This is a genomic window from Salinisphaera sp. SWV1 (assembly GCF_052044155.1).
Lineage (GTDB): Bacteria > Pseudomonadota > Gammaproteobacteria > Nevskiales > Salinisphaeraceae > Salinisphaera.
The window spans coordinates 91,598-115,266 of the sequence record NZ_JBQDYE010000009.1 but is presented as its reverse complement, the minus strand read 5'-3'; the positions used below and the strand labels follow the sequence as shown (position 1 = coordinate 115,266).

The window sequence follows — 23,669 nt, the reverse complement described above, 5'->3', positions numbered from 1 at the left end:
CATGAGCATTCTCGTCAATTCCGACACCAAGCTGATCGTCCAGGGCTTCACCGGCAGCCAGGGCACCTTCCACTCCAAACAGTGCATCGAGTACGGCACGAACATCGTGGGCGGCGTCACGCCCGGCCGCGGCGGCGAGACCCATCTCGATCTGCCGGTGTTCGACACCTGCGCCGAGGCGGTTCGCGAAACCGGCGCCAACGCCACGATGATCTACGTGCCGGCGCCGTTTGCCGCCGATGCCATCCTCGAGGCCGAGGCCGCCGGCATCAAGACCATTATCTGCATCACCGAGCATATCCCGGTGCTGGACATGCTGCGTGCCCGCGCCGTGCTGGATGATTCCGAATCCGTGCTGATCGGCCCCAACTGTCCCGGCGTGATCACCCCGGGCGAGTGCAAGATCGGCATCATGCCGGCGCATATTCATCAGAAGGGCAAGATCGGCATCGTCTCCCGCTCCGGCACGCTGACCTACGAGGCTGTCTTCCAGACCACCCACAACGGGCTCGGCCAGTCGACCTGTGTCGGCATCGGCGGCGATCCGATCCACGGCCTCGACTTCACCGACGTGCTCGAAATGTTCGAGAACGACCCGCAGACTGAAGGCGTGGTCATGGTCGGCGAAATCGGCGGCACTGCCGAGGAAGAGGCGGCCGAGTTCATCAAGCACCACATGAAAAAGCCGGTTGTGGCTTATATCGCGGGTGTGACCGCGCCCCCCGGCAAGCGCATGGGCCATGCGGGTGCAATCATCTCGGGCGGCAAGGGCACGGCCGACGACAAGTTCGCCGCACTCGAAGCCGCCGGTGTCGCCACCGTGCGCTCCACCGCCGAAATCGGCACCAAGATGGCCGAAGTACTGGGCTGATCGCCCGGGCGCTTCCGCCTCTATCGAGCCGGCATCGCATGCTGCGGTGCCGGCTTTTTTGTGCGTTCGATACAGCGCGGTGGCTTATCGAAAAGGTCAGTCCGCAAATGAACGCGAATGACGCCAATGGCGGCGAACTGGCTTAGAGACTCTATTGAATCGGGGCACCATCGGTATTCGAGCTCTGTTCTCCGGGACTTGTCCGCAGATCAACGCAGATCAACGCAGATGCACGCAGATGCACGCAGATGGCGGTTGGTCGTTGGGCGCGCCGGATCGCTCAAGGGCGCCAAGTATGTCCTGCGCTCCGTTCATTGACGAAATCTTCGAATATATGAGTTCAGATCAGCTCAACTCTTTGGTTCGCGCCTCGAGTCGTCTACGCCACGAAAGCAAGACCGCATCTGCGTGCATCTGCGTTGATCTGCGGATAGTCTTTTTAAAGGAACAAAATCACCAGGCCCAACCGCGCCCCAGACCAGCCATTTCGAGAATTCCGGACCGCCATTGGCGTCATTCGCGGACCAGATTTCTTCGACGACGATCTACAGGCCGACCGCACCCCACTCGCGGATTTGCGTCCATGTCGGATTATCCGACTTACACGACTTTGCCGGGCTTCGTTCCGCCAAGAACACGAAACGGTCCGCAGATCGACGCAGATGCACGCAGATCGCGGTTGATCAGTGAGAGCGCCGGATCGGTCGCGGGCGCGATAGCCCTTGCAAGCTTCGGTCGTTGATGAATTTTCCACCTATCGGTTCCGGCCGGCTCGGTCGCCGATTAGCGTCTCGGATCATCCATGCCACGAAAATTAAACCGCATCTGCGTTTATCTGCGTCGATCTGCGGACAAATGTCTTAAAAAAACTAAGCGATCGACGGGTAACGCCCGACATGCTGTTGCACCCACGGCACGCAGTGATCGGTAGAATATGCGGCCTGTTATTTCGGTACGGATCGGCGGGCCCGGTATTGTGCCGGGGCGACGCCGCGCCGGTGGGCCCCAGACCTGCGCGGTCCGATGCCCATACGGAGCTTTTTCCTTGGCGACCGTCTACGAATTATCCTGCGACTGCGGTGCGACCCGCCTCGTTGCGCGCGGCGCACCGAGCCGCAGCACGTTCTGCCACTGTGAGAGCTGTCGCAAGCTCTACGGGGTGGAACTCCTGTCGGCCAGCGCCTGGCCCAATGAATCGGTCAAACGCACGGTCTCGGACGATGCGACGCTGATCGGGCATCGGTTGGCCGGCCGGCGCATGTGGCGCTACCACTGCTCCCACTGCGGCCGATTGATGCACGGGCGCAACCGGCGCGGGGAGATCGTAATCCCCAACGAACGCTTTCGCGACGCCGCCGGCGGGCGCCTGCCCGATGCGGTGAAACCGGTCGCGCACCTGTTCTACAACCAGCGCGTGCTTGATATCGCGGACAATCTGCCCAAACATGCCGGCGACAGCGGGGATGCCGTCCCCGAACCCACCGAGGGATAGAGGACTGACAATGAGCGATTCTTCGCTACGCGTGGCCATGGCCCAGCTCAATGTATGGGTCGGGGACATCGACGGCAATGCCCGCCAGATCATCGAGGCCGCCGAGACCGCGCGCGATCGCGACGGGGCGGATATCGTGGTCACGCCCGAGCTGGCGCTGCTCGGTTATCCGCCGGACGATCTGCTGCTGCGCCGCGGGCTGCCGGCGGCGATCGACGCCGCGATCGAGCGGCTGACCCGTGAGCTTTCGGGCATTACCGTCGTGATCGGGTATCCCGAGTATGTGGACGGTGCGATTTACAACGCGGCGCTGGTGGTGCGTGACGGTGAACGCATCGGGAATTATCGCAAGCAGTGTCTGCCGAATTACGGCGTGTTCGATGATCGTCGTCACTACGAGCCCGGCGATGCCGCCTGTGTGTTTGACCTGGCCGGCCATCGGGTCGGCGTAACGATCTGCGAGGATCTCTGGGAAGAAGGCCCGACGGCGCAAGCCGCGGCAGCCGGCGCCGACATTCTGGTCAATCTCAATGCCTCGCCATTTCATGTCGACAAACAGAGCGAGCGCGAGACGTTGCTGGCCCGGCGGGCGCAGGCCAACGGTCTGGCGATCTGTTATATCAACAGCGTCGGCGGCCAGGACGAACTGGTTTTCGACGGGCGCTCCTGCGCAGTTGATGCCCAAGGGCGGATCATCGCGCGCGCGCCGGCCTTCGAGGCCGGTGTGTTCGGCGTCGATTGGTCGCCGGTCAACGCCCGCGGCGAGATTGCCGAGCTGCCGAGCTCCGAAGCCTTGATCTACGATGCGCTGGTGCGTGCGACGCGCGATTATGTCGATCGCAACGGTTTTCCCGGCGCGTTGATCGGTTCCTCCGGCGGCATCGATTCGGCACTTGCGCTGGCCGTGGCCGCCGATGCGCTGGGTGGCGATCGGGTCTGGGCCGTGTCGATGCCGTCGCGCTATACCGCCGACATCAGCAATGTGGATGCCGCCGACCAGGCCGAGCGCATGGGCGCCCGCTACGACGAAGTGCCGATCGAGCAGGGATTTGCCGCGCTGCTGGAAACGCTCGGCCCCATCTTCGGCGATCGGGCGGCCGACACCGCGGAGGAGAATCTGCAGTCGCGCATCCGCGGCGCGTTGTTGATGTCGATGTCGAACAAGTTCGGGCATGTCGTGCTGGCCACCGGCAACAAGTCGGAGATGGCGGTCGGCTATGCCACGCTGTACGGCGACATGTGCGGCGGGTTCGCACCGCTCAAGGATGTCTACAAGACCTGGGTCTACCGGTTGGCGAAATTCCGCAACACCCGCGGCGAAGTCATCCCGGCGCGCGTGATCACGCGCCCGCCCTCGGCCGAGCTGCGCGACGATCAGGCCGATACCGACACGCTGCCGGAATACGATGTGCTCGATCCGATCATCGAGGCCTATGTCGAGGACGGTGCCTCGATCGAGGATATCGTCGCGCGCGGCTTTGCCGAAGACGACGTGCGCCAGGCCGCGGGGTTGATCCGGCGTAATGAATACAAGCGCCGCCAGGCGGCCCCCGGGCCGAAGGTGACCCATCGCGCCTTCGGCCGCGACCGCCGCTATCCGATTACCGCGGTCTACGGCGACCTGTAGACGCGAGCGCCGATCAGGCCAAAAAAAGGCCGCGCGGGATAACCGGCGCGGCCTTTTTTACGTGCCGAGCTTAGCGTGTCAGCCGTTAGCGCTATCCTGCTTGCTGGAGGAGCCGTCGCCATTGGCCGATTTCTTGCCGACGGCCGGCGGGGCGCCCATGTCCGGCAGTTTGTAGTCCGGCTTGTCGCCGGCCTGCTGGCGATAGAATTCCTTGCGATGGAGCAGGTAGTTCGGATAAGAGACCTGCAGAACGGCGCGGGTGTCCTCTGCCAGATCGGGCAGGTTCAGCTTGGCGTAGGATTGCTCCAGGATCTCCAGTGCGCGCGGCACCGAGTCCGAACCCTGATAGTGCTTGACGATGCCCGCGGCGCGGCGGCTGGAGGCCACGTAGGCGCGGCGTTTGTAGTAGTACTCCGCGATATGCAGGTCGTGCGCTGCGACACGATTGCGGATATTGATCATGTGCAGCTGCGCATCCTTGGCGTAATCGCTGTTCGGATAGTTCTTCAGCAGCAGGCTGAAATCGTTGAATGCCTGCTTGAGATACTGGACGTTGCGCTTGTCCGGATTCGAGCCCAGCAGGCCCGGATTGTTGCGCGCATAGTTCGACAGCCCGCGCATGTAGTAGACGTAGTCGATGTGCGGATTGCGCGGATGCTGCTTGATAAAGCGATCGGCGGCGTCCACGGCCTGGTCGTAGTCATGCGCGTCGTAGTGCGCGGTGACCGTTTCCAGCTCCGATTGTGGCGCATATTTGGAAAACGGGAACCGGGCGCTCACCTCCGCGTACAATGGCAGCGCCTGGCTGGGCTGCCCGTGCATGAGAAAATCACGCGCCGACTTGTAGAGCCGCTTCGCGTCCGCCGATTTGAGCTTGTGCCCCTGGCGGTCGGTCAGTGGTTTCTTGCTGTAACCGGTTTCGTCGATCCCCTTGTCGGAGGCGCAGCCGGCCATCACCAAGGTGACGATCACGCCCAGCGCGAGAACGATTTTTCGCATGCGAGCCCCGAAGCGCGTGACAACCGCGCGTTTTTGATATGCAAAACAAGGCCGAAGTATACCTATGAACCCGCGAATGAGTCATACGAATGCGAACCGCGGCCCCGCGCCGGCTGCCGCTTGAGCCGGCATGACGGGGCTGACCATGAATAACCACGCTGCCGATGCGCGCATCGAGCTGACCATTCCCGCCGAATATGCCGGCACGCGTCTGGACAAGACGCTCGCCGAGCTGTTGCCCGACTATTCGCGTTCGCGGCTCAAGCAGTGGCTGACCGGTGGTGACCTGACGGTCGACGGCGCCTCGCCGGCGCCCAAGACCGCGGTGGCCGGCGGCGAGATCGTGCGCCTCGCCGTGCCGGACGAGCCGCACGACGCCGAGGTGGCGCCGGAGCGCATCGCGCTCGACATCATCCACGAGGACGACGCGATCCTGGTGCTCAACAAGCCGGCCGGGCTGGTCATGCATCCGGGCGCCGGCAATCGCGACGGCACGCTGCAGAACGCCCTGGTGGCCCACGACGCGTCGTTGGCGGCGCTGCCGCGCGCCGGCATCGTGCACCGGCTGGATAAGGACACCTCCGGCATCCTCGTGGTGGCCAAGACCTTTGCCGCGCACAAGCAGTTGGTCGACGATCTGGCCGAGCGCACGGTCAAGCGCGAGTACGAAGCCGTGGCGGTGGGCGTGATGACGGCCGGCGGACATGTCGATGCGCCCATCGACCGCCACCCGGTGGATCGCAAGAAGATGGCCGTGCGCGAGGCCGGACGGGAGGCGGTGACCCACTACCGTGTGATCACGCGCTATCGCGCCCATACCCATATTCGCTGCCAGCTCGAGACCGGGCGCACGCACCAGATCCGCGTGCATCTGGCGTACGCTCGTTATCCGCTGCTGGGCGATCCGGTTTATGGCCGCCGGCTCAGCGTGCCCCGGGGGTCCAGCGACGGGTTTGCCGAGGCGCTGCGCGGGTTTCGCCGTCAGGCCCTGCATGCGGCGACCCTGGGCCTGACCCACCCGGCAACCGGCGAGGCCATGCAATGGAGCGCGCCGCGGCCGGCCGATTTCGAGCGTCTGCTCGCCGCCCTGGCCGCGGACGCGGCGGAGCACGGCCAGTGAACCCGATGCGCGATTTCCTGGCTGCGGACTGGCCCGCCCCCGGTCATATTCGTGCCGGAACCACCTTGCGCACCGGCGGGGCGAGCGCCGCACCGTTCGCCAGCCTCAACCTCGGCGCGCATACCGACGATGCGGCGCGCGCCGTGAACGACAATCGCGCGCGCCTGGCCACCGCACTTGCACTGCCGGCCGAGCCGTCCTGGCTGGCACAGGTCCATGGCACCACGGTGGCCGATCTGGATGCCGGTCATGCCGGCCCGGCGGACGCCGCCGTGACCTCCCGCGCCAACCGCGTGCCGGCCGTGCTCACCGCCGACTGTCTGCCGGTGGTGCTATGTGATACGCGCGGCACGTGTTGGGCCGCCGCGCATGCGGGATGGCGCGGGTTGGCGGCCGGCGTGCTGGAAGCCACCGTTGCCGCGATGGCGGCAGAGCCGGGCGATCTGCTGGCCTGGATGGGCCCGGCGATCGGCCCGGAAAACTTCGAGGTCGGCGCCGATGTGCGCCAGGCTTTCGTCTGTCGGCATGCCGAATCCGCGCGCATGTTTGCGCCAAAGGCGAAAGCGGGTAAATATCTAGCTGATATTTACGGGCTGGCCCGGTTGCGGCTTGCATGCGCGGGCGTCACACGCGTGTTCGGGGGCGGGCTGTGCACGGTGGCGGCGCCGGAGCGTTTCTATTCCTACCGACGCGACGGCGCAACCGGTCGGATGGCGACGCTGATCTGGTCGGCCCGCTGATATCGGGCGGGGCCGCATGCACCAGACCCATATCGGGTGAAGCTGCAGTTTTCCGCCGCGAGTCGGCCCGACGCGATTCCGCCGCCGGCGCCTGCGGCCGGCAGCGGATGACGGCCCGCGTCAGCTGGCGGTGGCGTTGTTTTTCGGCCGGCCGGGCGACTTTCGGGTTTTCTTCTGTTTTTTCGGCGGCAGCGCCAGGTCGCGCTTGTCGCCGGCGGTGTTGTGGCCGGTGCCGGGCCGTGTATCGCCCAGCATGGGTTTGAGGAACTGTCCGGTGTGCGATGCCGCAACCTCGGCCACATCCTCCGGCGTGCCGGTGGCGATGATCTCGCCGCCGCCCGCGCCGCCTTCGGGGCCGAGGTCGATCAGCCAGTCGGCGGTCTTGATCACATCCAGATTGTGCTCGATCACGACCACGGCGTTGCCGGCCTCGCGCAGGCGCAGCAGGACCTCCAGCAAATGCTTGATGTCGTGGAAGTGCAGGCCGGTGGTCGGTTCGTCCAGCAGATAGAGCGTGCGGCCGGTATCGCGCTTGGACAGCTCGCGGGCGAGCTTGATGCGCTGGGCCTCGCCGCCTGACAGCGTGGTCGCGTTCTGGCCCAGCTTGACGTAGGACAGACCGACGTCGATCAGCGTATCCAGCTTGCGCTTGAGGCTCGGCACCGGGGCGAAGAACTCGGCGGCTGCCTCGACCCGCATGTCCAGTACCTCGGCGATGGTTTTGCCCTTGTAATGGACTTCCAGCGTTTCGCGGTTGTAGCGCGCGCCGTGGCAGGTCTCGCAGGTGACGTAGATATCCGGCAGGAAATGCATTTCCACCTTGATCACGCCGTCGCCCTGACAGGTTTCGCAGCGCCCGCCCTTGACGTTGAACGAAAACCGCCCCGGCTTGTAACCGCGGGCCCGGGCTTCCGGGGTGTTGGCGAACAGCTCGCGGATGGTGCCGAACAGGCCGGTATAGGTGGCCGGATTGGAGCGCGGTGTGCGCCCGATCGGCGCCTGGTTGATATCGATGACCTTGTCCAGATGCTCCAGGCCGTCGATCGCGGTCACCGGCGCGGCGCGCGCCACGGCCCGATTGACCTGACGCGCGGCGGCCGGAAACAGGGTCTCGTTGATCAGCGTCGACTTGCCCGAGCCGGACACGCCGGTCACGCAGGTGAGCTGGCCCATGCAGAATGCGGCATCCACGTTCTTGAGATTGTTGCCGCGCGCGCCGCGAATCCGGATCTGGCGTTGACTGTCGTAGGCAATGCGTTTTTCCGGAATCGGAATGGTCAGCCGGGACGACAGATACTGGCCGGTCAGCGAATCCGGGTGCGCGGCAATCTCGGCCGCCGTGCCCTGGGCGATGAGCTGGCCGCCGTGATCGCCCGCGCCCGGGCCCATGTCGACCACGTAGTCGGCCTCGCGGATGGCGTCCTCGTCGTGCTCGACCACGATCACGGTATTGCCGAGATCGCGCAGGCGCTCCAGCGTATTCAGCAGGCGGCGGTTGTCGCGCTGATGCAGGCCGATGGACGGTTCGTCCAGTACGTACATCACGCCCACCAGACCGGCGCCGATCTGGCTGGCCAGGCGAATACGCTGGGCTTCGCCGCCGGATAGCGTCTCGGCGGATCGTGACAGCGTCAGGTAATTGAGGCCAACGTCCAACAGGAACTTCAGCCGCTGGTTCACTTCCTTGAGGATCGGCGCGGCGATTTCGGCGCGATGGCCCGGAATGTCGAGATTCTCGACGATTTCGTAGGCGCCGGAAATGCTGGCCGCGTTGATCTCGGGCAGGGTCTTGTCGGCCACCCGGACATGCCGTGCCGCCTCATTCAGACGCGCGCCGTCGCAGGTCGGGCAGGCCTTGTCCGACAGATACTTGGCCAGTTCCTCGCGTACCGCCAGCGAATCCGTCTCGGCATAGCGGCGTTGCATGTTGTCGAGCACGCCCTCGAAGGCATGCTTGCGCACGCGGGTGCGGCCGCGCGCATTGACGTAGCGGAACTCGATCTTCTGGCCGCCGGAGCCGTTCAGGATCACCTTGCGGGCCTGGTCCGGCAAATCGCGCCAGGGCGTGTCCACATCGAAGCCATAGGTTTCGGCCAGCGACTCGATCAGGCCGAAGAAATACGGGTTGCGCCGATCCCAGCCGCGTACCGCGCCGCCGGCCAGGCTCAGCGTGTCGTCGGTGATCACCCGATCCACGTCGAACACGCTCTGCGAGCCCAGGCCGTCGCAGGTCGGGCAGGCGCCATGCGGCGAGTTGAAGGAAAACATCCGCGGTTCCATGTCGTTGATGGAATAACCGCAGACCGGGCAGGCGAACTGCGAGGAGAACACCTCGGGCTCGCCATCGCCGCGCCAGGGCATGATCCAGGCGATGCCTTCCGACAGGCGCAGCGCGGTCTCGAACGACTCGGCCAGGCGCTGCTGGATGCCGTCGCGTACCTTGAAGCGATCGACCACGACTTCCAGGTCGTGTTTCTTCTTCGGATCGAGTTCGGGCACGTTCTCGTCGAGCTCGATGACCTCGCCGTCGACCCGCATGCGCACGAAGCCCTGGCCGCGCATCTGCTCGAAGATCTCGCGATGCTCGCCCTTGCGCGAGCGGATCACCGGGGCGAGCAGCATCCAGGCCGATTCGGCCGCCTTGGTCAGCGTCTGGTCGACCATTTCCGACACGCTCTGGGCCGCCAGCGGCTCGTCGTGGTGCGGGCAGAAGGGTGTGCCGGCGCGCGCGAACAACAGGCGCAGGTAATCGTGGATTTCGGTAACCGTGCCCACCGTCGAGCGCGGGTTGTGCGAGGTCGACTTCTGCTCGATCGAGATCGCCGGCGACAGCCCCTCGATGGAATCCAGGTCCGGTTTTTCCATCATCGACAGGAACTGGCGGGCATACGCCGACAACGATTCGACGTAACGCCGCTGGCCCTCGGCATAGATCGTGTCGAAGGCGAGCGACGACTTGCCCGAACCGGACAGGCCGGTGATCACGATCAGCTGATCGCGGGGCAGGTCGACGTTGATGTTGGCGAGATTGTGCGTCCGCGCGCCGCGGATGCGGATATGACTTTCCATTAATGGCTGCATCGGACAAGGTCAACCGCTGAGTATACCCAGTGCGGCAAGCGCGTCGTAATTCGGGCAACCCCGACGCTGTGCTATCTTTCGCGGCCCAGGGGGCGCCGACGCGCCTCAGTCGCCGGACGCGTTGGGCACGACGCGCCACGGTCCGAATGCCAACCGTGCCGCGAGGCCTCCCGAGGGGGATCGGGAATCGGCGGCGCGGCCAAACCACGGGCGACGTATGAACCAGTTCGAAAAACGCGCGGCCATGGCGCTGGCGAGCATCTTTTCCTTGCGGATGCTCGGCCTGTTCATGATCTATCCGGTGTTCACCTTCTATTCGAAGCAGCTCACCGGCTCGACGCCGATCCTGGTGGGTCTGGCGCTGGGCGCCTACGGGCTGACCCAGGCCTTGCTGCAGATTCCGCTCGGCTTTGCCTCCGATCGTTTCGGCCGCAAGCACATCATCGCCGGCGGCCTGGTGATTCTGGCCATCGGCAGCGTGGTGGCGGCGTTGTCGACCTCGATCTACGGCGTCATTTTCGGCCGCATCCTGCAGGGATCGGGCGCGGTCGGCTCGACCATTCTGGCGCTCAATGCCGACCTGACGCGCGAGGAAACCCGCACCAAGGCCATGGCCATGATCGGCATCAGCATCGGCCTGGCCTTTGCCGTGGCGATGGTGCTCGGCCCGCTGATCAGCGGCTGGGTCGGCGTGCCGGGCATCTTCTGGTTCACGGCGCTGTTGTCGCTGCTGGGTCTGTTCGTGCTTTACGGCGCGACCCCCGAGCCCAAGGCGGCCCGCTCGCATCGCGACGCCGAGGCGGTGCCGGCGCTGTTCAAGCGTGTACTCACCAACGGTGAACTGCTGCGGCTGGATTTTGCGATCTTTACCCTGCACACGATCCTGACGGCGAGCTTCATCGTGCTGCCGCGGCTGCTGCATAACGTCGGCGGCGTGCACGAGGACTACCAGTGGGTCGTCTATTTGCCGGTGCTCGCGGTCTCGGTGGCGCTCATGCTGCCGGTGATCATCGTCGCCGAGGCCAAGCGGCAGATGAAGCCGGTGTTCGTGGGCTCGATCGCCGCGCTGCTGGTCAGCCAGGTCATCCTGACGTTCTACCATGCCAGCCTGGCCGAACTGATCGTGATGATGGTCGTGTTCTTCACCGCCTTCAACGTCATGGAGGCGACGCTGCCGTCGCTGATTTCCAAGGTCGCACCGGCCGATGCCAAGGGCACCGCACTCGGCGTGTATTCCAGTGCGCAGTTCTTCGGCATTTTCGTGGGCGGTGCGGTCGGGGGCTGGACCTACAGTGTCGGCGGTGACGCCGGCGTGTTCGGTTTCTGCGCGCTGGCCGCGCTGGTCTGGCTGCTCGTGGCCGCGACCATGCCCAAGCCGCGTTTCGCGCGGACGTTCATGGTGCATGTCGGCGATGTCGACGACGACGCGGCGCGCCGGCTGGCGGGCGAGATCGAAGCCATCGACGGCGTGTTCGAGGCCGTGGTGGTGCCCGAGGACGGCGTGGCCTATATCAAGTACGACGGCAAGGTCGTGGGTACCGAAGCCTTCGAACCCTTCAGCACGCACACTGCGGCGACCGCGTCCTGAGCGATCGGCCGTCCCTGGCGCAGCGCGTGGCCCGGGTCGGGTCGTGAACGACGCGGTGGCGCGTGTTGCGCCGAGTCGGGCATCACGAATTGCCGGCGCCATGTAGAATCGACGCCGATCGAATCTTTGCATCGCGTAATACGGCACACGTACGGAGTCCTGTCATGGCAAGTCGAGGCGTCAACAAGGCCATTATTATCGGTAACCTCGGGGCCGATCCGGAAACGCGCTATACCGCGGGCGGTACGGCGGTCACCAACGTCAATGTCGCGACCTCCGAAAGCTGGCGCGACAAGTCGTCCGGTGAAATGCAGGAACGCACCGAATGGCATCGCGTGGTGTTTTTCGCGCGCCTGGCGGAAGTGGCCGGCGAGTATCTGCGCAAGGGCTCCAAGGTCTATGTCGAGGGCCGGATCCAGACGCGCAAGTGGCAGAACAAGGACGGTGTCGATCAGTACACCACCGAAATCGTGGCCAACGAGATGCAGATGCTCGATTCCCGCGGTGCCGGCCAGGGCGGCAGCGCGCCGTTCGGCGGCGGGGGGCAGCGCAGCCAGGGCGGTAGCCAGGGTAGCGGCCAGAATTACGGCGGCGGCCAGGGTGGTGGGCAGAGTAGTAACCAGGGCGGCGCGCCGCAGTACCAGCGGCCGCAGCCGGCCGGCGGCGATCCCGGCTTCGATGACGATCTGGACGACGATATTCCGTTCTAGGGCCGCGGCGCCCGAGCCCTGCGGCTGAGGCCCGTTGCGCAACGTCGGAGCTAGCAATGACCGATCTGGCAGATACCGCGAACGACCCGGAGTGGGAATCCAACAAGGCGGCGCTCGTGCGCCGGCTCAAGCGGATCGAGGGTCAGGTGCGTGGTCTGCAGACGATGATCGAGCGCGATGCCGAATGCGAGGATATCGCCGTCCAGATGTCGGCGGCGCGCAAGGCGCTGGACCGGACCTTCTACAACATGCTGTCCTGCGTGATCGAGCATGAGTTGAACTGTCATGGGCTGGACGCCGAGGATGCCCGCCAGCGGCTCAAGTACGCCACCGAACTGCTCGCGCGCTACGGTTGAGCGCCGCCGGCCTCAACGTGCCAGCCAGCCGGCGACATGGCCGCCGATGACCAGCGCGGCCACGAAGATCAATGCTTCGTGCGGGTTGAAGGTGAGTGCCGCCAATGCCGGGCCGGGGCAGTAACCGCCCAGCCCCCAGCCGATGCCGAACAGCGCTGCGCCCAGCACCAGCCGGTGGTCGATATCGGTCGCGGTCGGCCAGTGCATGGCCGTGTCCGCCCACGGGCGGCGCCAGCCGCGCAAGACGGCAAACGCCGGGAAGGTCACCAGCAGCGCGCCCCCCATCACCAGCGCCAGGCTCGGGTCCCAGCCGCCGGCCAGATCCAGGAATGCCAGGACCTTGTCCGGGTCCGCCATATGCGACAGGCAGAGTCCGAAGCCGAAGACCAGGCCCGCCGCGATCGCGATCAGGTGCTGTTTCATGACGATACCCCCAGGCCGTGACGCAGTATGATGGCGGTGATGATGCCGCAGGCCATGAACACGGTCGTGGCCGTGAGCGAACGCTTCGACCGGCGGGCGATGCCGCAGACGCCGTGGCCGCTGGTGCAGCCCGAGCCGAGTCGGGTGCCGGCGCCCACCAATAACCCGGCGAGTATCAGCAGCCATACCGGAAACCCATGGCGAACCGGGATATCGCCGGGCCAGAGCGCCACATAGACCCCGGCTCCGGCGACCAGCCCGACGAGGAAGCTGGCCCGCCAGCCATGGCCGGGTTGGCCCGAAAACAGGCCGTGGACCATGCCCGAGATGCCGGCGATGCGGCCCAGCCCGGCCATGAGCAGGACGGCGCCGGCGCCGATGAGCAGTCCGCCGCCGAGCGCGATGCCGGGGGTAAAGTTCGTGATGGGGGTCAGCACGGCGATCCTCTTGTGTGATGGTCAGGCGGTCAGGTCGGCACGCCGCTTGGGTTTCGGCAGAGACCACGGCTTGCCCTGAAGCATTACGTGCCAATACAGCCATGGGAAGAAGCGCGTCTTGAGTGGCCAGTAAATCCGGCGCGGCTGGGTTGGATCGAGCGGAAAGCTCGATACGACTTCGCCGCCGTAGCGGAACTCGGCCAACAACATCCGGCCGTGGGCGACCGTCAGCGGGCAGGCGCCGTAGCCGTCGTATTCCTGGGCGGTGGCCGCGGCACCCATGGCCTTGCGCAGCGCCGAGACCACCACCGGGAACTGCCGGCGTACGGCGGCCATGGTCTTGGCATTGGGCGTGTCGGTGCAGTCGCCCAGCGCGAAGACGTTGTCGTAGCGCGTATGCGTGAGCCGGTTCTTGTCGACCGTTACCCAGCCGGCCTCGCCGGCCAGCGGGCTGTTCTTGATGACATCGGGCGCGGACTGCGGCGGCACCACGTGCAGCATGTCGAAATCGGCGGTGACCGTACTGCCCCCGGTATCGAACGTCGCCTGCTGTGCGGGACCGTCCACGGCCACCAGGTTATGGCCGAACCGGGGTGTGGCGCCGTAGCCGGCGATAACCTTGTCCAGTTCGCGCGCGTAGGCGGGGACGCCGAACATGGCGCCGCCCTGGTTGTAGAAGTCGATGCTCGCCTTCACCCCGCGCCGGCGCAGGGTGTCGGCGGTCAGATACAGCGCCTTCTGGGGCGCGCCGGCGCATTTGATCGGCATCGCGGGCTGGGTGAACAGGGCGTGGGCGCCTTCGCCCAGGCTTGTCGCCAGCTCGTGCGTATAGGGCGCCAGGTCATAGCGATAGTTCGAGGTCACGCCGTTGGCGCCCAGGGTGTCGGTCAGCCCCTCGATCGCGTCCCAGTCGATCTGCAGGCCCATGGCGACTACGAGGTAGTCGTATGCCAGTGTGGTTCCGGACCCCAGCGTCAGGCGATTGTGATCGGGATCGAAGCCGGCCACCGCGTCCTTGATCCAGGTGGCGCGATTCGGCATGACATCCGCGGTGCGCGCGCGCGTGTCCTCGGCGCGCATGTCGCCGCCGCCGACCAGTGTCCAGCCGGGCTGGTAATAGTGTGTTTCGCTCGGTTCGACGATGGCCACGTCGAGATCGGCATCGGCGCGCAGCAGGGCTGCGGCCACTGGAATGCCCGCCGTGCCGCCCCCGGCGACCACCACGCGGTGTTTTTTCTGGTTTTCATCGTGGTCGCTCATGCTCCGCTCCTGATGGTTGAAAGCATACCCCCGAGGGTATAAATTAAATAAAAAGTATATGCAAATAAGTAAAAGGCATATGCAGCCGGCGACCCGCGGGTCGTGCGACATCATATTCTCCATGATCGAGGAGCGTTCAATGGCCAAGGCCAGCCCGGAAGTCGCAGGCTTCCACGATGACAAGACCGGCAGCGTGCAATACGTCGTGATCGATCCGACAACGGCTCGATGTGCCATCATCGACCCGGTCTGGAATTACGACGAGGCGTCGGCGCGAACCTCCACTGAATCCGTCGACGCGATGACTGCCTTCATCGCGGCGCGCGGCTTGACCGTGGACTGGATTCTGGATACTCATCCTCATGCCGATCATTTCTCGGCCGGCGTGCTTCTGGGTGAGCGCTACGGGGCGCCGCGCGCGATCGGCGAGAAGGTCGTCGAAGTGCAGAAACTGTGGCAGACGATCTACAACTTCGGTGCCGGCTACGCGACCGATGGCCGGCAGTGGGACCGGCTGTTCGCCGATGGCGATGCGTTCAATGTGGGGGCTCTGGAAGGCCGCGTCATGTTCTCGCCCGGCCACACGCTGGCTTCGATCACCTATGTGATCGGCGATGCGGCGTTCGTGCACGACACTCTGTTCATGCCCGACAGCGGTACCGCGCGGGCGGATTTCCCCGGCGGCGACGCGCGCACGTTGTACCGCTCGATACAGCGCATTCTCGAACTGCCGGATGCCACGCGCCTGTTCGTGGGCCACGATTACCGGCCCGGGGGGCGCGAGGCGCGCTGGGAGTCGACCGTGGCCGAGCAACGGGCGCGCAACAACCATCTGCGTGACGCGCCCGACGAGGACGCGTACGTTGCCATGCGCGAGGCGCGCGACGCCACGCTGCCGCTGCCGGCTTTGATGCTGGCTGCGTTGCAGGTCAACACGCGCGGCGGGCATTTGCCCGAACCCGAGGACGATGGACACTCGTATCTGAAAATCCCGCTCAATCGGTTCTGAGGTCGCTTGCCGCGATGATGGCCGGTGCCTGCGACCCTGTGTCGCGACCGTTCGGTCTACGACTATGGTATTATTCGCATTCGGTGAAACCGCTAGAAAAGGTTGATGCGACATGGAAAGTGCAACCGCGATCATGCTGTCCCGTCTGGATTTTGCGTGGGTGGCGAGCATGCACTTTCTCTACCCGCCGCTGACCATCGGCATGGCGCTGCTGCTGTTCTTCGCCGAATGGCGCTGGCTGAGAACCGACGACGACATGTGGTACCGGCTGACCCGGTTCTTCGAAAAACTGTTCATCATCAATTTCGGCGCCGGCGTGGCGACCGGCGTCACCATGGAGATGGCGTTCGGCATTCTGTATGGTCCGTTCTCCCAGGCCGCCGGGCCTTACTTCGGCAACGTGCTCGGCTACGAAACGATCACCGCCTTCATGTACGAGGCCGGCTTCATCGGCCTGATGATCTTCGGCTGGGGCAAGATCAGCCGGCGCATGCATCTGTTCGCGACCTTCAACGTGATGCTGTCGTCGACGGTGTCGGCGTTCTGGATCATGAATGCGAACGCCTGGATGCAGACGCCGACCGGCGTCGAGTTGCGTGACGGCATATTCCACGTCACCGACTGGGGCGCGGCGATTTTCAATCCCAATTTTCTGCCGTCATTCGCCCATATGTGGGTGGCCGCGGTGGAACTGGCACTGTTCGTGGTGATCGGCGTCAGTGCCTGGCATTTGCTCCACAAACGGCACGAGAGTGTATTCAGCCGCCCGCTGGCCTACGCGTTGGTGGCGGCGGCCCTGGTCGCTCCGCTGCAGGTGTATCTGGGCGACGATCTCGGGCAGGTAGTCGCCGAGCACCAGCCTGCTGCGCTGGCCGCGATGGAAGGCCATTATCATACCTACGCGCCGGACGGCAGCGTGAACACGGGTTGGCACATCGTGGCCTGGCCGGACGACGCGGCCGGCGAAAACCGCTGGGCGATCACCATACCGCACGCGCTCAGCCTGATCGAGACGCATACCTGGAGCGGCAAGGTTCCGGGTCTGGATCAGACCCCCAAGGCCGACCGGCCGCCGGTGTGGGTTCCGTTCTACGCCTTCCGTGTGATGCTGGCGATCGGTTTCTTCCTCGTGCTGGTGGCGTTCTGGGGCGTCTGGATGGTTTATACCCGACGCCTGTTCTCGGCCACTGGTCGCGCGCGCCGGTGGTTCCTGCGGACAGCCGTATTCAGCGCGTTCCTGCCGTTTCTGGCGATATGGACCGGCTGGTGGACGCGCGAGGTCGCGCGCCAGCCCTGGCTGGTCGATGGCATGATGCGCATCGAACAGGGGGTGAGCCGCATGACCGTGGTCGAGGCTGCCATCTGGCTGGTCGGCTTCATTATCTTTGAGCTCGTGGTGTGGTTTTTCACCTGGTACTTCATGGCCAAGGTGATCCGCCAGGGCCCCGACCTCGAAGCGCCGGTGCTACGCGGCGGGGACGAAGCGATCGGGCATCTCGAATCCCATCCGGGCGCTGACGACGCGCGCCCGGCCTACGAACGGCCGTAGAGGAAAGACGTCATGCCTGCGGATATCGGAGAACTGCACCTGTTCGTAATCTATGCGTGGTGGTTCGCGCTGGGTTTCAGTCTGCTGCTTTACATCATGCTCGACGGGGCGGACCTGGGCGCCGGGGTGTTTTCGCTGTTCGTGCGGGACCCGGATGAGCGCGGCGGCATCATGGCCGCCATGGCCGGCACCTGGGATGCCAACGAAACCTGGCTGGTGGTCGCCGGCGGCGTGTTGTTCGGCACCTTCCCGCTGGTTTACGGCTCGGCCTTCCACTATCTGATGCTGCCGCTGATCATCGTGCTGTGGAGCATCATGATGCGCGCCATCGCGCTCGAGTTCCGGCATCATTCCGAGCGCAGTGCGCATCTCTGGGATGGCCTGTTCGGTGTGGCCAGCCTCACCACGCTGTTCTTTGCCGGCATGGCGATGGGCGCGGTGCTCGAAGGCTATCCGCTCACCGATGGCAACGTGCCGACCTATGCCGGCGGCATGTTTCGTTTCATCAGCCCGTTCAGTCTGTGGACCGGCGTGGGCGCGGTGGTGGCGGCATCGCTGGCCGGCAGCCTGTTCATCCGGGCCCGGTTCGAGCGTACCGAGGCGATCCGTCGGCATGCCGCGCACTGGGTCGATCGTTCGTTCTATGCCTCGCTCGTGGCCGTGGTGGTGACCGTGGTCTGGAGCCTGCTGAAATTCCCCTGGGCGGCGGACAAGTGGCTGGGGCCCTATTTCTGGGTCTGGGGGCTGGTGGCGCTGGCGGTGGTCTATGCCGTGGTTCGCATGCGGCGTTCGTCACGCCTCGGTCGCGATCTGTTCGCCATTCTGTGGCTGAACGCGGCCATCGCCATCATGTGGCTGGCGATGATGTTCACCATGCTGCCCTGGCTGGTGCCCAACACATGGACGATCTACGACGCGGCCAGCCCGTCGGTGTCGCTGGTGACGTTCACCATGGCCATGGGCGGCTTCCTGCCGGTGATGTTGATCTACAACTGGTATCAGATCTGGGTGTTCCGGGCCCGCATATCCAAGCTGACCGGCTACGGTCACCACTGATGGGCCGGGCGCGTCCCGAATTGCAGGGCCGACGCGGCTGGGCCTGGTGGCCGGTGGCGCTGGCCGCTGCATTTCTCGCGCCGCCGGTCGCGGGGCTGGTTCTCATCGCACAGTTCTTCGGCGGCCTGGGCCCCGGTCTGTGGCTGATGGCGGGCGTGGTGTTCCTGTTCGCGGTCACGCTCGTGGTGGGCCTGGCGCGCGCCGAGCGGGCGGCGCCGAAGTCGCGCCGCTGAGCCGCGGAGCGCGGCACGAGGCGTCAGTTGCCAATGTCGGCCAATACTTCGAACAGCACGCGGCGCGGCACGGAAGGATGGCTGCGCGCGCACCTGGCCGGTCAGCGGTCGTTGTTGTTCGGTGCGGTCGCGGTCGGGTTGATCGATGCACCGCTATTGATCGCCCAGGCCTGGCTGCTGGCGCTGATCATCAATGCCGTGGCCATAGACGGGCAGGGGCTGGCCGCGGTCATGCCCTGGTTGTGGCGTCTGCTCGGTGTATTCGCGGCCCGCGTGTTGACGGGCATACTGCGCGACGGGCTGGCATTCGAAGGCGCGGCCCGGATCAAGCATCGCCTGCGCGACGCCCTGTTCGAGCACTGCATCGCACTCGGGCCCGACTGGGCGCGCGGCGCGCGCAGCGGCACGATCTCGCATCTGCTGGCCGATGCGACCGAGGCCATGGACCGCTACTACCGCGATTATCTGCCGCAGATGATGCTGGCGGCGATGCTGCCGGTCGTGCTGTTGCTGGTGATCTTTCCGAACGACTGGGTTTCGGGGCTGATCCTGTTGGTTACGGCTCCCCTGGTGCCGTTGTTCATGGTCCTGATCGGCAAGGGCACGGAAGCGCTCAACCAGCGCCAGTGGCGCCGACTCGCACGCCTGAGCGCGCATTTCTTCGACGCCATCGAAGGCCTGACCACGCTCAAGCTGTTCGGCGCCAGCCGGCGCGAACTGGGTGCCGTGGCTGCCCTGTCGGAAGGCTATCGGCGTGAGACGCTGGCGGTGCTGCGGCTGGCCTTCGTGTCGTCGCTCATCCTCGAGTTCCTGACCACGCTCGGCATCGCCATGGTCGCGGTGTATATCGGCTTCCGGCTGTATTACGGCGAGATGGCGTTCTGGCCCGGGCTGTTCGTGCTGCTGCTCGCGCCCGAGTTCTATCGCCCGCTGCGCGACATGGGCGCGCAGTATCACGCGCGCATGGAAGCGATCGGTGCTGCCGAGGGGTTGATCGAGATCTTCGCGCGGCAGCGCCCCGAAGACACGGCCAGCCGCGCGGCGGCTGAGGCGATCTCGCGCCCCGAACGCATCGAATGTCGCGATCTGGCGTTCGCCTATGCCGACGGCGCGCCGGTGTTCAGCGGCGTGGATCTCGCGCTGCGCCGCGGCAAGCGCATTGCCCTGGTCGGCCCCAGCGGGGCCGGCAAGACCACGCTGGCGCATCTGCTGCTGGGCTTCCTGCGGCCGCAGGCCGGCGCTATCCGGGTCGACGGCGTGGATCTCGCGAGTCTGGCGCGCGGCGTCTGGCTGCAGCAGGTCGCCTGGGTGCCCCAGCGCCCGACGCTGTTCCACGGCACCCTCGCCGACAATATCCGGCTCGGCCGGGTCGAGGCCGATGACGCCGAGGTGGCGCGGGCCGCCCGCCAGGCCAATGCCGACGCCTTCATCCAGGCCTTGCCCGACGGTTACGAGACCGTGATCGGCGATCGTGGCCAGGGCCTGTCCGGTGGGCAGATCCAGCGCATTGCGCTGGCGCGGGCTTTTCTCAAGGACGCGGCGCTGGTGGTGCTCGACGAGCCGAGCGCCAGTCTCGATCCGGCCAGCGAAGCGGCGATCACCGACGCCGTGGCGCGGCTGGCCGCGGATCGCATGCTGCTGATCATCGCCCATCGGTTGGATACGGTGCGCGAGGCCGACGAGATCCTGCTGCTGGCCGAGGGCGCGATCGTGGAGCGCGGCCGGCACGACGCGCTGATGGCCGCCAACGCCGGCTATGCGCGGCTCTGGTCGTTGTACCGCGCCGACGATGCCTTCGGCGGGGTTCGGTCGTGAACGACTGGCGCCGGCTGCTGGCACTGGCATGGCCCTATCGCGGCATGCTGTGGCTCGGTATCGGGCTCACCACGGCCGTGGTGCTGGCCAACGTCGCGCTCATGGCGCTCGCCGGGTGGTTCATCACCGGTATGGCGCTGGCCGGTCTCGGGCTCGGCACGATCAATTATTTCGCGCCGGCGGCCGGTATCCGCGGGCTGGCGATCGTACGGGCGATGGGGCGATATCTCGAGCGCCTGGTGACGCACGATGCCACGCTGCGACTGCTGGCGCGGCTGCGCGTGACCTTCTATGCCGGGCTCGAACCGCTGGCGCCGGCCGGCCTGCAACGCTATCGCGGTGGCGATCTGCTCAGCCGCATGCGCGCGGATATCGACACGCTCGACAATTTCTATCTGCGCGTGATCGCGCCGAGCCTGGCGGCCGCGGCCAGCATCGTGCTGGTCAATGGCTTCGCCGCCTGGTTCAGCCCGGCGGTGGCGCTGGTCAATGCGATTGGCCTGCTCGCGGCCGGCTTCGTGCTGCCCTGGGCTGCCTATCGGCTGAGCCGCGCGGGCGGGGCCGAGCGCCGCCGCGTGCTGGCGGACCTGCGCGCGACCGGCGCCGACAGTATTCGCGGCCTGGGCGAACTCTGGGTGTATCAGGCCACCGCACGCCAGGCTGGGCGCATCCGTGGCCTGTCGCGCCGGCTGCTGACGGTGCAACGACGCGACGCCTGGCGCGAGGCGGTCGCCGACGCGGCATCGGCCGGCATCGCCCGTGCGACGCTCTGGATTGCCCTGGTCGCGGCGATACCGCTGGTCGGGCGGGCCGCAATCGACGGCCCGGCACTGGCCATGCTCGTGTTTCTGGTCATGGCGAGCTTCGAAGCCGTGGCCCCCTTGCCGGCGGCGTTTCGTGCGCTGGCCGAGACGCGCGCCGCGGCCCGGCGGATCTTCGAGATCATGGACGCCGAGCCGGCCGTGTCGGATCCGCCGGCCGATGCCGCGCCGCCCGAGCGCTTCGATATCGTACTGCGTGGGGTATCGCTGCGCTACGACGAGGCCGCGTCATGGGCGCTGGACGGCGTGAATCTCACGCTCACCCCCGGCCGCACGCTGGGGCTGGTCGGCGCCAGCGGTGCCGGCAAGACCAGCGTCGTGAACGCGATCCTGCGGTTCTGGCCGTATCAGGCCGGACGGGTGGAAATCGGCGGTACGGCGATCGAGCGCTATACGGCCGGGACGGTGCGCGGCTGGTGTGCCGTGGTCAGCCAGCACACGCATCTGTTCAATGCCAGCGTGGCCGATAATCTGCGTATCGCCCGGCCCGAGGCGAGCACGGACCAAATGCAGGCGGCCCTGGCGCAGGTCGGCCTGACAACGCGGGTGGCGGCCATGCCGCAGGGGCTGGATACATTCATCGGTGAGGCCGGCGCGCGCCTGTCCGGCGGCGAGGCGCGCCGGCTCGCGATTGCCCGCGCCGTGCTGAAAGACGCGCCGATCCTGATCCTGGACGAGCCCACCGAGGGGCTCGATGCCCGATCCGAGGCCGATGTGCTGGCGGCGTTGTCGCCATTGATGACCGCGCGGACGACGCTCGTGATCACGCATCGGCCGTCGGTGCTGCGTTATGTGGACGAGATCGCCGTGATCGAAGCCGGCCGGATCGTGGAGCAGGTCGATCCGCGCGCAGCGCCCGCCGAGGCGCGGTTCTGGCGCCATCTGCGGCTCGCCTGAGGCGCGCATCGATGCTGCCCCCATGCTTGCAAGTGCCGCCCGGCGCTGTCACCGGAGCTTGTTTCGCGTGGCCTCGTACAGCGGTGATTGTGGGTCCAGGCCGGTGCTCAGGCCGATGTCGAGGGCGTGCTCGGCGCTCTCACCGTGCAGATGGCGGGCGCGGTAGGCCATGAGCGCGCCGACGCGATTGCTGCTGGCACAGTGCACGAGCGCCGGCGTGCCGCCGGCCGCGGCGAGGGCGTCGTCGAGGTCGCGAGCATGGCGATCGTCGATGTCATCCGCCACCGCAACCGGGATATTGACGTAACGCATGCCGGCATCGGCCACCACGCGGGCTTCGTCGAATTCGCCGAATTCGCCGGCCGGGCGCAGGTTGATCACGGTCTTGACCCCGGCCTGGCCCGCGGCCACGAGTTGTGCCCGGCTCGGTTGCCCCGCGGTCACGATATCGGCGCCGAAGCGGCGGGCGTTCTTCAGATCATTCGGATAATCGGACATGGTGCACTCCGGGTGCTCTGTCGGTTGCAACGATAGGAGCGCTGCCGGCGGTTTCGGCCGACAGCGCAAAGCCTGCGGCCCCAGACTACAAGGTATCCAGCGGAATTTTCAGGTAGTGCACGCCGTTGGATTCCGCTGGCGGCAGATGGCCGGCCCGCATGTTGACCTGAACCGAGGGCAGGATCAGCCGCGGCATGCCGAGCGTGGCGTCGCGCGCCTCGCGCATGGCGACGAATGCGTCTTCGATCACGCCTTCATGCACATGGATATTGTGGTGCCGCTGTTCGCCCACGGTCGTTTGCCAGCGGTATTCGCGCCGTCCCTCGGGCAGATAGTCGTGGCACAGGAATACGCGGGTTTCGTCGGGCAGGGCCATCAACTTCCGGATCGAGCGATACAGCGTGCGTGCATCGCCGCCGGGGAAGTCACAGCGCGCGGTGCCGTAGTCGGGCATGAACAGGGTGTCGCCCACGAACACCGCGTCGCCGATGATGTGGCTCATGCAGGCCGGGGTATGGCCGGGCGTATGGATGGCCCGGGCCGTTATCGAGCCGATCGTATATTCGACGCCGTCCGCGAACAGCTGATCGAACTGGCTGCCATCGCGCGCGAATTCGGTGCCGGCGTTGAAGATCTTGCCGAATACTTCCTGCACGGTCCGGATGTGTTCTCCGATGGCGAGTTTGCCACCCACCTGCTGCTGGATCCATGGCGCGGCCGACAGATGATCGGCGTGGGCGTGGGTTTCCAGCAGCCAGTCCACGGCGAGGCCCCGTTCGCGTACGGCATCGACGATGCGTTGGGCGTTGTCATGACTGATGCGCGCGGCATTGGGCTCGTAATCGAGCACGGAATCGATGATCGCGCAGTGGTCGGTTGCGGGGTCGTTGACGATATAGCTGATCGTATTCGTGGCCGAATCGAAGAAGGCCTCGACCTGGACCTCTTCGGTGAGTGCCGATGTCGTCATGACGCACCTCCTGTCATAAGCGGGTGAACCGCAATAGCGCCACGATAGGTCGCTGTCGAGACCCGCGCTTGATCTGAATCAATCCGGCGCCAAGGCGGCGTTGCCGTATTGCCAGGG

21 protein-coding genes are annotated in these 23,669 nt (G+C 65.9%); 14 read left to right on the top strand and 7 right to left on the bottom strand.

What is annotated here, in order from left to right:
- Position 1 precedes the first annotated feature (1 nt).
- The 3 genes from sucD to ACS8YF_RS06595 all read left to right on the top strand — a co-directional run bounded on the left by sucD (position 2) and on the right by ACS8YF_RS06595 (position 3,990).
- Positions 2-871 carry a succinate--CoA ligase subunit alpha gene (gene sucD, locus ACS8YF_RS06605; protein ID WP_440849427.1) on the top strand — a complete coding sequence of 290 codons (870 nt, stop codon included), beginning with the start codon at positions 2-4 and terminating at the stop codon, positions 869-871.
- Between the two features lie 1,045 nt (positions 872-1,916).
- Complete coding sequence (locus ACS8YF_RS06600; protein ID WP_440849426.1) at positions 1,917-2,363, top strand: GFA family protein; 447 nt, start codon at positions 1,917-1,919, stop codon at positions 2,361-2,363.
- A gap of 10 nt (positions 2,364-2,373) precedes the next feature.
- Entirely contained in the window at positions 2,374-3,990 is a 1,617-nt protein-coding gene (locus tag ACS8YF_RS06595) for an NAD+ synthase (protein ID WP_440849425.1), read from the top strand.
- Between the two features lie 78 nt (positions 3,991-4,068).
- Here ACS8YF_RS06595 and ACS8YF_RS06590 read toward each other — a convergent pair whose 3' ends face one another.
- A complete protein-coding gene (locus tag ACS8YF_RS06590; RefSeq protein WP_440849424.1) occupies positions 4,069-4,989 on the bottom strand; it encodes an outer membrane protein assembly factor BamD in 921 nt (306 codons plus the stop codon).
- A gap of 145 nt (positions 4,990-5,134) precedes the next feature.
- Between ACS8YF_RS06590 and rluD the strand changes: the two genes are divergently transcribed.
- Positions 5,135-6,109, top strand: a complete 975-nt coding sequence (gene rluD, locus ACS8YF_RS06585) for a 23S rRNA pseudouridine(1911/1915/1917) synthase RluD (RefSeq protein ID WP_440849423.1) — start codon at positions 5,135-5,137, stop codon at positions 6,107-6,109.
- Positions 6,110-6,114: 5 nt separating this feature from the next.
- Complete coding sequence (gene pgeF / locus ACS8YF_RS06580) at positions 6,115-6,849, top strand: peptidoglycan editing factor PgeF (protein ID WP_440849440.1); 735 nt, start codon at positions 6,115-6,117, stop codon at positions 6,847-6,849.
- A gap of 120 nt (positions 6,850-6,969) precedes the next feature.
- On the opposite strand, the gene uvrA is transcribed toward pgeF, so the two are convergent.
- The gene (gene uvrA / locus ACS8YF_RS06575; RefSeq protein WP_440849422.1) at positions 6,970-9,918 is read right to left on the bottom strand and encodes an excinuclease ABC subunit UvrA; all 2,949 of its coding nucleotides are present in this window, start codon (positions 9,916-9,918) and stop codon (positions 6,970-6,972) included.
- A 229-nt stretch (positions 9,919-10,147) separates the two neighbouring features.
- Between uvrA and ACS8YF_RS06570 the strand changes: the two genes are divergently transcribed.
- The 3 genes from ACS8YF_RS06570 (at position 10,148) to ACS8YF_RS06560 (ending at position 12,584) form a co-directional block, all read left to right on the top strand.
- Complete coding sequence (locus tag ACS8YF_RS06570) at positions 10,148-11,518, top strand: MFS transporter (protein ID WP_440849421.1); 1,371 nt, start codon at positions 10,148-10,150, stop codon at positions 11,516-11,518.
- 164 nt (positions 11,519-11,682) lie between these two features.
- A complete protein-coding gene (gene ssb, locus ACS8YF_RS06565; protein WP_440849420.1) occupies positions 11,683-12,228 on the top strand; it encodes a single-stranded DNA-binding protein in 546 nt (181 codons plus the stop codon).
- Positions 12,229-12,284: 56 nt separating this feature from the next.
- A complete protein-coding gene (locus ACS8YF_RS06560; protein ID WP_440849419.1) occupies positions 12,285-12,584 on the top strand; it encodes a metal-sensitive transcriptional regulator in 300 nt (99 codons plus the stop codon).
- A gap of 12 nt (positions 12,585-12,596) precedes the next feature.
- Here ACS8YF_RS06560 and ACS8YF_RS06555 read toward each other — a convergent pair whose 3' ends face one another.
- From ACS8YF_RS06555 to ACS8YF_RS06545, 3 genes are read right to left on the bottom strand one after another with little or no spacing between them, the layout of a single operon-like run.
- Positions 12,597-13,007 carry a DUF6691 family protein gene (locus tag ACS8YF_RS06555; RefSeq protein WP_440849418.1) on the bottom strand — a complete coding sequence of 137 codons (411 nt, stop codon included), beginning with the start codon at positions 13,005-13,007 and terminating at the stop codon, positions 12,597-12,599.
- Entirely contained in the window at positions 13,004-13,444 is a 441-nt protein-coding gene (locus ACS8YF_RS06550) for a YeeE/YedE family protein (protein WP_440849417.1), read from the bottom strand. The genes ACS8YF_RS06555 and ACS8YF_RS06550 overlap by 4 nt, the downstream gene beginning before the upstream one ends.
- Before the next feature lie 21 nt (positions 13,445-13,465).
- Positions 13,466-14,704 (bottom strand): NAD(P)/FAD-dependent oxidoreductase, encoded by a 1,239-nt coding sequence (locus ACS8YF_RS06545; RefSeq protein WP_440849416.1) that lies wholly within the window; start codon positions 14,702-14,704, stop codon positions 13,466-13,468.
- 139 nt (positions 14,705-14,843) lie between these two features.
- Between ACS8YF_RS06545 and ACS8YF_RS06540 the strand changes: the two genes are divergently transcribed.
- The 6 genes from ACS8YF_RS06540 (at position 14,844) to cydC (ending at position 22,084) form a co-directional block, all read left to right on the top strand.
- A complete protein-coding gene (locus ACS8YF_RS06540) occupies positions 14,844-15,713 on the top strand; it encodes an MBL fold metallo-hydrolase (RefSeq protein ID WP_440849415.1) in 870 nt (289 codons plus the stop codon).
- Between the two features lie 112 nt (positions 15,714-15,825).
- Complete coding sequence (locus ACS8YF_RS06535) at positions 15,826-17,262, top strand: cytochrome ubiquinol oxidase subunit I (RefSeq protein WP_440849414.1); 1,437 nt, start codon at positions 15,826-15,828, stop codon at positions 17,260-17,262.
- Between the two features lie 12 nt (positions 17,263-17,274).
- The gene (locus ACS8YF_RS06530; protein WP_440849413.1) at positions 17,275-18,318 is read left to right on the top strand and encodes a cytochrome d ubiquinol oxidase subunit II; all 1,044 of its coding nucleotides are present in this window, start codon (positions 17,275-17,277) and stop codon (positions 18,316-18,318) included.
- The gene (locus ACS8YF_RS06525) at positions 18,318-18,551 is read left to right on the top strand and encodes a hypothetical protein (protein ID WP_440849412.1); all 234 of its coding nucleotides are present in this window, start codon (positions 18,318-18,320) and stop codon (positions 18,549-18,551) included. Before ACS8YF_RS06530 ends, ACS8YF_RS06525 begins: the two co-directional genes overlap by 1 nt.
- Before the next feature lie 33 nt (positions 18,552-18,584).
- Complete coding sequence (gene cydD, locus ACS8YF_RS06520; protein WP_440849411.1) at positions 18,585-20,366, top strand: thiol reductant ABC exporter subunit CydD; 1,782 nt, start codon at positions 18,585-18,587, stop codon at positions 20,364-20,366.
- Entirely contained in the window at positions 20,363-22,084 is a 1,722-nt protein-coding gene (gene cydC, locus ACS8YF_RS06515) for a thiol reductant ABC exporter subunit CydC (protein ID WP_440849410.1), read from the top strand. Before cydD ends, cydC begins: the two co-directional genes overlap by 4 nt.
- 48 nt (positions 22,085-22,132) lie before the next feature.
- On the opposite strand, the gene ACS8YF_RS06510 is transcribed toward cydC, so the two are convergent.
- The gene (locus ACS8YF_RS06510) at positions 22,133-22,582 is read right to left on the bottom strand and encodes a protein tyrosine phosphatase family protein (protein WP_440849409.1); all 450 of its coding nucleotides are present in this window, start codon (positions 22,580-22,582) and stop codon (positions 22,133-22,135) included.
- Between the two features lie 85 nt (positions 22,583-22,667).
- Positions 22,668-23,552 carry an MBL fold metallo-hydrolase gene (locus tag ACS8YF_RS06505; protein WP_440849408.1) on the bottom strand — a complete coding sequence of 295 codons (885 nt, stop codon included), beginning with the start codon at positions 23,550-23,552 and terminating at the stop codon, positions 22,668-22,670.
- Positions 23,553-23,669 lie beyond the last annotated feature (117 nt).